Genomic DNA, 6815 nt, shown 5'->3' on the forward strand with positions numbered 1-6815 from the left:
CAGCCCTTCAACTCCCGCCCATGGATGGTGGAAGCACTCCAGCTACCCCGGATCGAGTGGATCGCTCCTGCATCGCCAGAAGACATCCAGGTTGCCCGCGAACTGATCAGCGATTACACGCAGGATCTCGGCATCGACATCTGGTTTCAGGACATCGACGGCGAACTCGCGCGGCTACCCGGCGAATATGCGCCTCCAAGAGGCGCCCTGCTGCTGGCGCAGGTGGATGGCACCCCCGCCGGGTGTTGCGCCCTCAGACCCCTGGACACGAGCGACTACCCCAACGCGGCCGAGATGAAGCGGCTGTACGTGCGCAAGGCATTCCGAGGATTTGGACTGGGGCGGCAACTCGCGGAGCGCGCCCTGGATGCCGCGCGTGAGGCGGGCTATGCCTGCGTACTGCTCGATACCCTGAGCGATATGGAGGCAGCCCGCGCCCTGTACGAGGATCTCGGGTTCGAATCGATCCCGCCGTACTATCACAACCCCATCCCGGGGGCCCACTACCTGAAGGTCGATCTTTAGGCGCGGGCGCCGGGTGCGGCCGGGCTCTTCAGCCGCGGGCCTGGGCCAACAGGGTGTCGGCGTCGCTGACTTCGAACTTCCCGGGTGCCTCGAGGTTGAGGGTGACGACCTTGCCATCACGCACGAGCATCGAATAACGTGTGCTGCGCACGCCCATGCCACGCGCGGTCAAGTCCAGGACCAGTCCCGTGGCGCGGGCAAACTCAGCAGAGCCATCGGCCAGCATGCGCACCTTGTCGCCTGCTTTCTGATCGCGCGCCCATGCGCCCATGACGAACGCGTCGTTGACGCTGATGCACCAGATCTCGTCGATGCCGGCGCTGCGCAGTTGGTCGAACTTCTCCACGTAGCCCGGTACGTGCTTGGCCGAGCAGGTCGGGGTAAACGCACCAGGCAGGCCGAACACCGCGATGGTCTTGCCGGCAGCTGCCTGGCGGACATCGACCGGATTGGGTCCGATGCTGCACCCGTTGCCCTCGACCTCCGAATATTCCTGCAACTTCACGTCCGGCAATGCGTCGCCAACCTTGATCATTCTTCAGACTCCTTCGTTGAATCGATACGTTGAAAAGAAAAACGGCCCACGATTGTGGGCCGTTTCCTATTGGGACCTGGCGGACCGGGTTATCAGACCACTGCGGCCTTCTGAACCAGCCGGGTGGCAACCCAGTTCTTGGTCTTGGAGATCGGGCGGCTCTCGGTGATCTCGATCAGATCACCGACATGGAACTCGCCGTTCTCGTCGTGCGCGTGGTACTTGCTCGACTTGGCGACGATCTTCCCATAGAGCTCGTGCTTGACCCGGCGCTCGACGAGCACCGTCACCGTCTTGGCGCGCTTGTCGCTCACGACCTTGCCGACCAGGGTGCGCTTGAGGGAGGGTTTGGCTTCCGTCATGTTCACTCCTTACTTGCCGGCGGATTCGGCACGCTTCTGGGCCAGGATGGTCTTGGCGCGCGCGATGTCGCGACGCGTGACGCGCAGCGAAGCGGTGTTGTTCAGTTGTTGCGTGGCCTTCTGCATGCGCAGGCCGAAGTGGGCCTTCTGCAGCGACTTGACCTCGGCTTCCACGCCGGCAACGTCCTTTTGGCGCAATTCAGCAGTCTTCATTTCTCATCACTCCTGAATCAAGCGCCGATCATGCGCGTGACGAACGTGGTGCGCAGCGGCAGCTTGGCGGCCGCCAGGCGGAATGCCTCACGAGCCAGTTCCTCGGGCACACCCACGATCTCGTACAGCACCTTGCCCGGCTGGATCTCGGCAACGTAGTACTCGGGGTTGCCCTTGCCGTTACCCATACGGACTTCGGCGGGCTTCTGGGAGATCGGCTTGTCGGGGAACACGCGAATCCAGATACGACCGCCACGCTTGACGTGACGAGAAATCGCGCGACGCGCGGCTTCGATCTGCCGGGCCGTCAGGCGGCCGCGGTCGGTGGATTTCAGGCCGAAGTCACCGAAGGCCACCGAGTTGCCCCGGGTGGCGATTCCGGTGTTGCGGCCCTTCTGCTCTTTGCGGAATTTGCGGCGAGCGGGTTGCAGCATGTTTACTCTCCTTTGCCGTCGGGTGCGGAGCCCGGCGCGGCGACCTTGCGAACGCGCTTAACGGCAGATTTCGGTGCATCGGCACCTGCGGTTGCTTCTTGAGGCTTGTCGCTACCGTCGGACGGAGCCACGTTGCCGGCAGGCGCGGAACGGCGGGGACCGCCGCGGCGATCACCGCCCGGACGATCGCCCGGACGGCCATCGCGGCGCGGGCCGCGCGGACGGCGCTCCTCGCCCTCGGGGCGGGGGGTGCTGTCCAGCGAAGGCGCGTCACTGCGACCGAGCGTGTCACCCTTGTATACCCACACCTTGACGCCGATCACGCCGTAGGTGGTCTTGGCTTCGGAGAAGCCGTAGTCGATGTCGGCACGCAGCGTATGCAGCGGCACCCGGCCTTCGCGGTACCACTCGGTACGCGCGATCTCGATGCCGTTGAGGCGGCCGGCGGACATGATCTTGATGCCCTGCGCGCCCAGGCGCATCGCGTTCTGCATGGCGCGCTTCATCGCGCGGCGGAACATGATGCGCTTTTCGAGCTGCTGGGTAATGCTGTCGGCGATCAGCTGTGCATCGACTTCGGGCTTGCGCACCTCTTCGATGTTGACGGCCACCGGCACCCCCAGCCGGATCGCGAGTTCCTTCTTCAGGTTCTCGATGTCCTCGCCCTTCTTGCCGATCACCACGCCCGGACGGGCCGAGTAGATGGTGATGCGCGCGCTCTTGGCCGGACGCTCGATCAGGACGCGCGAGACCGCCGCGTTCTTCAGCTTCTTCTTGAGGTATTCGCGGACCTTGATGTCTTCAGCCAGCATGCCAGCGAAGTCACGGTTGTTGGCGTACCAGCGGCTGGCCCAGTTGCGGCTGACCGAAAGGCGGAAGCCGGTCGGATGGATTTTCTGTCCCATGTTCTTTCCCGGGGCCTTAGTTGCCGACAGTCACGTACACGTGGCACGTGGGCTTGCTGATGCGGTTGCCACGGCCCTTGGCACGCGCCGTGAAGCGCTTGAGCGTGGCACCCTGCTCGACATAGATGGTCTTGACCTTCAGTTCGTCGATGTCGGCGCCTTCGTTGTGCTCGGCGTTGGCGATTGCCGACTCAAGCACCTTGCGCACGATCAGCGCGGCCTTCTTCTGGGTGAAGTTCAGGATGTTCAAGGCCTGATCCACCTTCTTGCCGCGGATCATGTCGGCGACCAGGCGGCCCTTGTCGACCGACAGACGGACGCCCCGGAGGACTGCACGTGTTTCCATGGTCTTTCCTTACTTCTTCTGGACTTTCTTGTCCGCGGGGTGACCCTTGAAGGTGCGCGTCAGGGCAAATTCGCCCAGCTTATGGCCCACCATCTGGTCGGTGATGTAGACCGGCACGTGCTGCTTGCCGTTGTGCACGGCGATGGTCAGCCCGATGAACTCGGGCAGGATCATCGAACGACGCGACCATGTCTTGATCGGCTTCTTGTCCTTGTTCGTCACCGCCTTGTCGGCCTTCGCGAGCAGGTGGTGGTCGACGAACGGACCCTTTTTGAGAGAACGAGTCATTTGTTCAACCCCTTACTTCTTGCGGCGCGACACGACCATGCCTTGCGTGCGCTTGTTGTTGCGGGTGCGGTAGCCCTTGGTGAGGTTGCCCCACGGGTCCACCGGCACGCGGCCTTCGCCGGTGCGGCCTTCACCACCACCATGCGGGTGGTCGATCGGGTTCATGGCGACGCCGCGAACCGTCGGGCGGATGCCCATGTGACGCTTGACGCCGGCCTTGCCGAGTTGGCGCAGGCTGTGCTCTTCGTTCGCGACTTCGCCAATCGTGGCGCGGCACTCGATGTGGATGCGCCGCACTTCACCCGAGCGCATCCGAACCTGGGCGTACGTGCTCTCACGCGCCAGCAGGGTGGCCGAAGCGCCCGCCGAACGTGCGATCTGCGCGCCCTTGCCAGGCTGAAGCTCGATGCAGTGAATGGTCGAACCCACCGGGATGTTGCGAATCGGCAGCGTGTTGCCAGCGCGGATGGGCGCCTCGGCGCCGGACATCAGCTGTGCGCCGACTTCCAGTCCTCGCGGAGCAATGATGTAGCGGCGCTCGCCGTCGGCGTAGCACACCAGAGCGATGTGCGCCGTGCGGTTGGGGTCGTATTCGATCCGTTCCACCTTGGCGGGAATGCCATCCTTGTTGCGGCGGAAGTCCACCACGCGGTAGTGGTGCTTGTGGCCACCACCCTTGTGACGCGTCGTGATGCGGCCGTTGTTGTTGCGGCCGGACTTCTGGTGCTGCGGCTCCAGCAGCGGCGCAAAGCCCTCGCCCTTGTACAGGTGGTCGCGCGTGACCTTGACCACGGCACGCTGGCCGGGCGAGGTCGGTTTCATCTTGACGACTGCCATGGTTACGCAGCCTCCCCGGAAAAGTTGAGCTCTTGACCCGGCTTGAGCATCACGTAGGCCTTGCGCACGTTGTCGCGACGACCCATCGAGCGGCCGAAGCGCTTGCTCTTGCCTTTGGTGTTGACCACGGAAACGGCCTTGACCTCGACCTTGAACATCAGTTCAACGGCCGCCTTGATCTCGGGCTTGGTCGCGTCTTGCAGCACCTTGAACGTCACCGCATTGGTCTTGTCGGCCACGTGCGTCGCCTTTTCGGAAACGATGGGGGCGACCAGGACCTGCATCAGACGGCCTTCGTCGAACTTGCGTTCGGCGGGGGTAGGGTTCACACGGCTCATGCGAACATCTCCTTGAGCTTGTCGATCGCACCCTTGGTGACCAGCACCTTCTTGTAGTGCACGAGCGACAGCGGGTCGGCGTAACGCGGCTCGACAACGAGCACGTTCACCAGGTTGCGCGAGGCGAGGTAGAGGTTCTCGTCGACCTCTTCGGCAATGACCAGGACGGAGTCGAGGTTCATGGCCTTGAACTTGGCGGCAAGCTGCTTCGTCTTGGGCGAATCCACCTTGATGGAGTCGACCACGGCGATGCGGCCTTCACGGGCCAGCTGCGAGAAGATGGAGGCCATGCCAGCGCGGTACATCTTCTTGTTGATCTTCTGGGTGAAGTTCTCGTCCGGGCTGTTCGGGAATGTGCGGCCACCCCCTCGCCACAGCGGCGAGGACGTCATACCCGCGCGAGCGCGGCCAGTGCCTTTTTGCTTGAACGGCTTCTTGGTCGAGTGCTTGACGGCCTCGCGGTCCTTCTGGGCACGCGTGCCCTGACGCGCATTGGCCTGGTAGGCGACGACGATCTGGTGGACCAGATCTTCGTTGTAGTCGCGGCCGAACACGGTTTCGGGGGCGTCGAAGGTGGACGCGGCCTGGCCTTGGTCGTTCAGGAGTTCGAGTTGCATTACTGGGCTCCCTTCGCGTCCTTGGCCTTGACGGCCGGGCGAACGGTGACGAAGCCACCCTTGGCACCCGGGATGGCACCCTTGATCAGCAGCAGCTGACGGGCTTCGTCGACGCGGATGACGTCGAGGTTCTGGGTCGTGACGGTCACATCACCAAGGTGGCCGGACATCTTCTTGCCGGGAAACACGCGACCCGGGTCCTGGGCCATGGAGATCGAACCCGGAACGTTGTGCGAACGGCTGTTACCGTGCGAGGCGCGTTGCGAACTGAAGTTGTGGCGCTTGATGGTGCCCGCGAAGCCCTTGCCGATCGAGGTGCCCTGCACATCGACCTTCTGGCCCACCGTGAACACGTCGGCTGCCGGAACAACGGCGCCGGCGGCGTACTTGGCGGCCGCTTCGGAGGTGACGCGGAATTCCTGGATGATCTCACCGGCTTCGACCCCCGCCTTGGCGAGGTGGCCGGCTTGAGGCTTGGTCACGCGAGAGGCCTTGCGCGCACCGAACGTGACCTGCAGGGCCACATAGCCATCGTTCTCTTCGGTCTTGACCTGGGTCACGCGGTTGTTCGACACATCCACCACCGTGACGGGAACGGCTTCGCCGTCGTCGGTGAAGAGGCGCATCATGCCCACCTTGCGGCCCAGCAACCCGAGGGAGTTGCTCAGACTCATGTTATTGCTCCAATAAGTCCACCGCGGCCGCTTCAATTGGCTGCCGCGTTTCGTACGTGGACCTGGGTTGATAAAGCTCGGTCGCTGGATGCCCCGAAGAAGGCGCCAATTTGGACCGAGCCGGCGATTATAGCCATGCGCATCCAGCTCGCGCAATTCCAAGCTTGGCCGCCGAGCCGATGCGACGCTCTCTCGCGGCGCACGAAACGGAAAAACCTCCCGAAGGAGGTCTTCCGTTAGGTCCGAAGCCCCGTTACTGGAGCTTGATTTCGACGTCGACCCCCGCCGGAAGGTCCAGCTTCATCAGCGCGTCCACCGTCTTGTCGGTGGGATCGACGATGTCCATCAGACGCTGATGCGTGCGGATCTCGAACTGGTCGCGCGAGCTCTTGTTGACGTGCGGCGAGCGCAGGATGTCGAAGCGCTTCATGCGCGTCGGCAGGGGCACGGGCCCCTTGACGATGGCGCCGGTGCGCTTGGCGGTGTCAACGATCTCGGCGGCGGACTGGTCGATCAGCTTGTAATCGAAGGCCTTGAGGCGAATGCGGATCTTCTGCTGTGCCATTCAATTACTCCATGATCTTGGCGACGACGCCGGCACCGACGGTCTTGCCGCCTTCGCGGATGGCGAAGCGCAGGCCTTCTTCCATGGCGATCGGGGCGATCAGCTTGACCGTGATCGTCACGTTGTCACCCGGCATCACCATCTCCTTGTCCTTGGGCAGCTCGATGCTGCCGGTC

Annotated in this window: 14 protein-coding genes; 1 reads left to right on the forward strand and 13 read right to left on the reverse strand. The window is 63.5% G+C overall.

The window, feature by feature from the left end; genetic code table 11:
* Positions 1-60: 60 nt before the first annotated feature.
* Positions 61-525, forward strand: a complete 465-nt coding sequence (locus tag JI739_RS23420; RefSeq protein ID WP_435531638.1) for a GNAT family N-acetyltransferase — start codon at positions 61-63, stop codon at positions 523-525.
* Positions 526-553: 28 nt separating this feature from the next.
* Here JI739_RS23420 and JI739_RS23425 read toward each other — a convergent pair whose 3' ends face one another.
* The 13 genes from JI739_RS23425 to JI739_RS23485 form a co-directional block, all read right to left on the reverse strand.
* The gene (locus JI739_RS23425; RefSeq protein ID WP_201686443.1) at positions 554-1060 is read right to left on the reverse strand and encodes a peroxiredoxin; all 507 of its coding nucleotides are present in this window, start codon (positions 1058-1060) and stop codon (positions 554-556) included.
* A 92-nt stretch (positions 1061-1152) separates the two neighbouring features.
* A complete protein-coding gene (gene rpsQ / locus JI739_RS23430; RefSeq protein ID WP_201686444.1) occupies positions 1153-1422 on the reverse strand; it encodes a 30S ribosomal protein S17 in 270 nt (89 codons plus the stop codon).
* Between the two features lie 9 nt (positions 1423-1431).
* Entirely contained in the window at positions 1432-1635 is a 204-nt protein-coding gene (rpmC, locus tag JI739_RS23435) for a 50S ribosomal protein L29 (protein ID WP_201686445.1), read from the reverse strand.
* 17 nt (positions 1636-1652) lie between these two features.
* Positions 1653-2069 (reverse strand): 50S ribosomal protein L16, encoded by a 417-nt coding sequence (gene rplP / locus JI739_RS23440; RefSeq protein ID WP_201686446.1) that lies wholly within the window; start codon positions 2067-2069, stop codon positions 1653-1655.
* Between the two features lie 2 nt (positions 2070-2071).
* Entirely contained in the window at positions 2072-2974 is a 903-nt protein-coding gene (gene rpsC, locus JI739_RS23445; RefSeq protein ID WP_201686447.1) for a 30S ribosomal protein S3, read from the reverse strand.
* Between the two features lie 16 nt (positions 2975-2990).
* Positions 2991-3320: a 50S ribosomal protein L22 gene (gene rplV, locus JI739_RS23450; protein WP_201686448.1), complete on the reverse strand. Its 330-nt coding sequence runs from the start codon at positions 3318-3320 to the stop codon at positions 2991-2993.
* A gap of 9 nt (positions 3321-3329) precedes the next feature.
* Positions 3330-3608: a 30S ribosomal protein S19 gene (gene rpsS, locus JI739_RS23455; RefSeq protein WP_201686449.1), complete on the reverse strand. Its 279-nt coding sequence runs from the start codon at positions 3606-3608 to the stop codon at positions 3330-3332.
* A 12-nt stretch (positions 3609-3620) separates the two neighbouring features.
* On the reverse strand, positions 3621-4445 hold the full coding sequence (gene rplB / locus JI739_RS23460) for a 50S ribosomal protein L2 (RefSeq protein ID WP_201686450.1): 825 nt from the start codon (positions 4443-4445) through the stop codon (positions 3621-3623).
* 2 nt (positions 4446-4447) lie between these two features.
* On the reverse strand, positions 4448-4783 hold the full coding sequence (gene rplW, locus JI739_RS23465) for a 50S ribosomal protein L23 (protein ID WP_201686451.1): 336 nt from the start codon (positions 4781-4783) through the stop codon (positions 4448-4450).
* Positions 4780-5400 carry a 50S ribosomal protein L4 gene (gene rplD, locus JI739_RS23470; RefSeq protein WP_201686452.1) on the reverse strand — a complete coding sequence of 207 codons (621 nt, stop codon included), beginning with the start codon at positions 5398-5400 and terminating at the stop codon, positions 4780-4782. Before rplD ends, rplW begins: the two co-directional genes overlap by 4 nt.
* The gene (rplC, locus tag JI739_RS23475) at positions 5400-6074 is read right to left on the reverse strand and encodes a 50S ribosomal protein L3 (protein ID WP_201686453.1); all 675 of its coding nucleotides are present in this window, start codon (positions 6072-6074) and stop codon (positions 5400-5402) included. Before rplC ends, rplD begins: the two co-directional genes overlap by 1 nt.
* Before the next feature lie 253 nt (positions 6075-6327).
* Positions 6328-6639, reverse strand: coding sequence for a 30S ribosomal protein S10 (rpsJ, locus tag JI739_RS23480; RefSeq protein ID WP_145895499.1), 312 nt, complete (start codon positions 6637-6639; stop codon positions 6328-6330).
* Positions 6640-6643: 4 nt separating this feature from the next.
* A partial coding sequence (locus tag JI739_RS23485) for an EF-Tu C-terminal domain-related protein (RefSeq protein ID WP_494338072.1) occupies positions 6644-6815 on the reverse strand: 172 nt, incomplete at its 5' end.

Source organism: Ramlibacter aurantiacus, from assembly GCF_016722895.1.
Classification (GTDB): Bacteria; Pseudomonadota; Gammaproteobacteria; order Burkholderiales; family Burkholderiaceae_C; genus Ramlibacter; species Ramlibacter aurantiacus.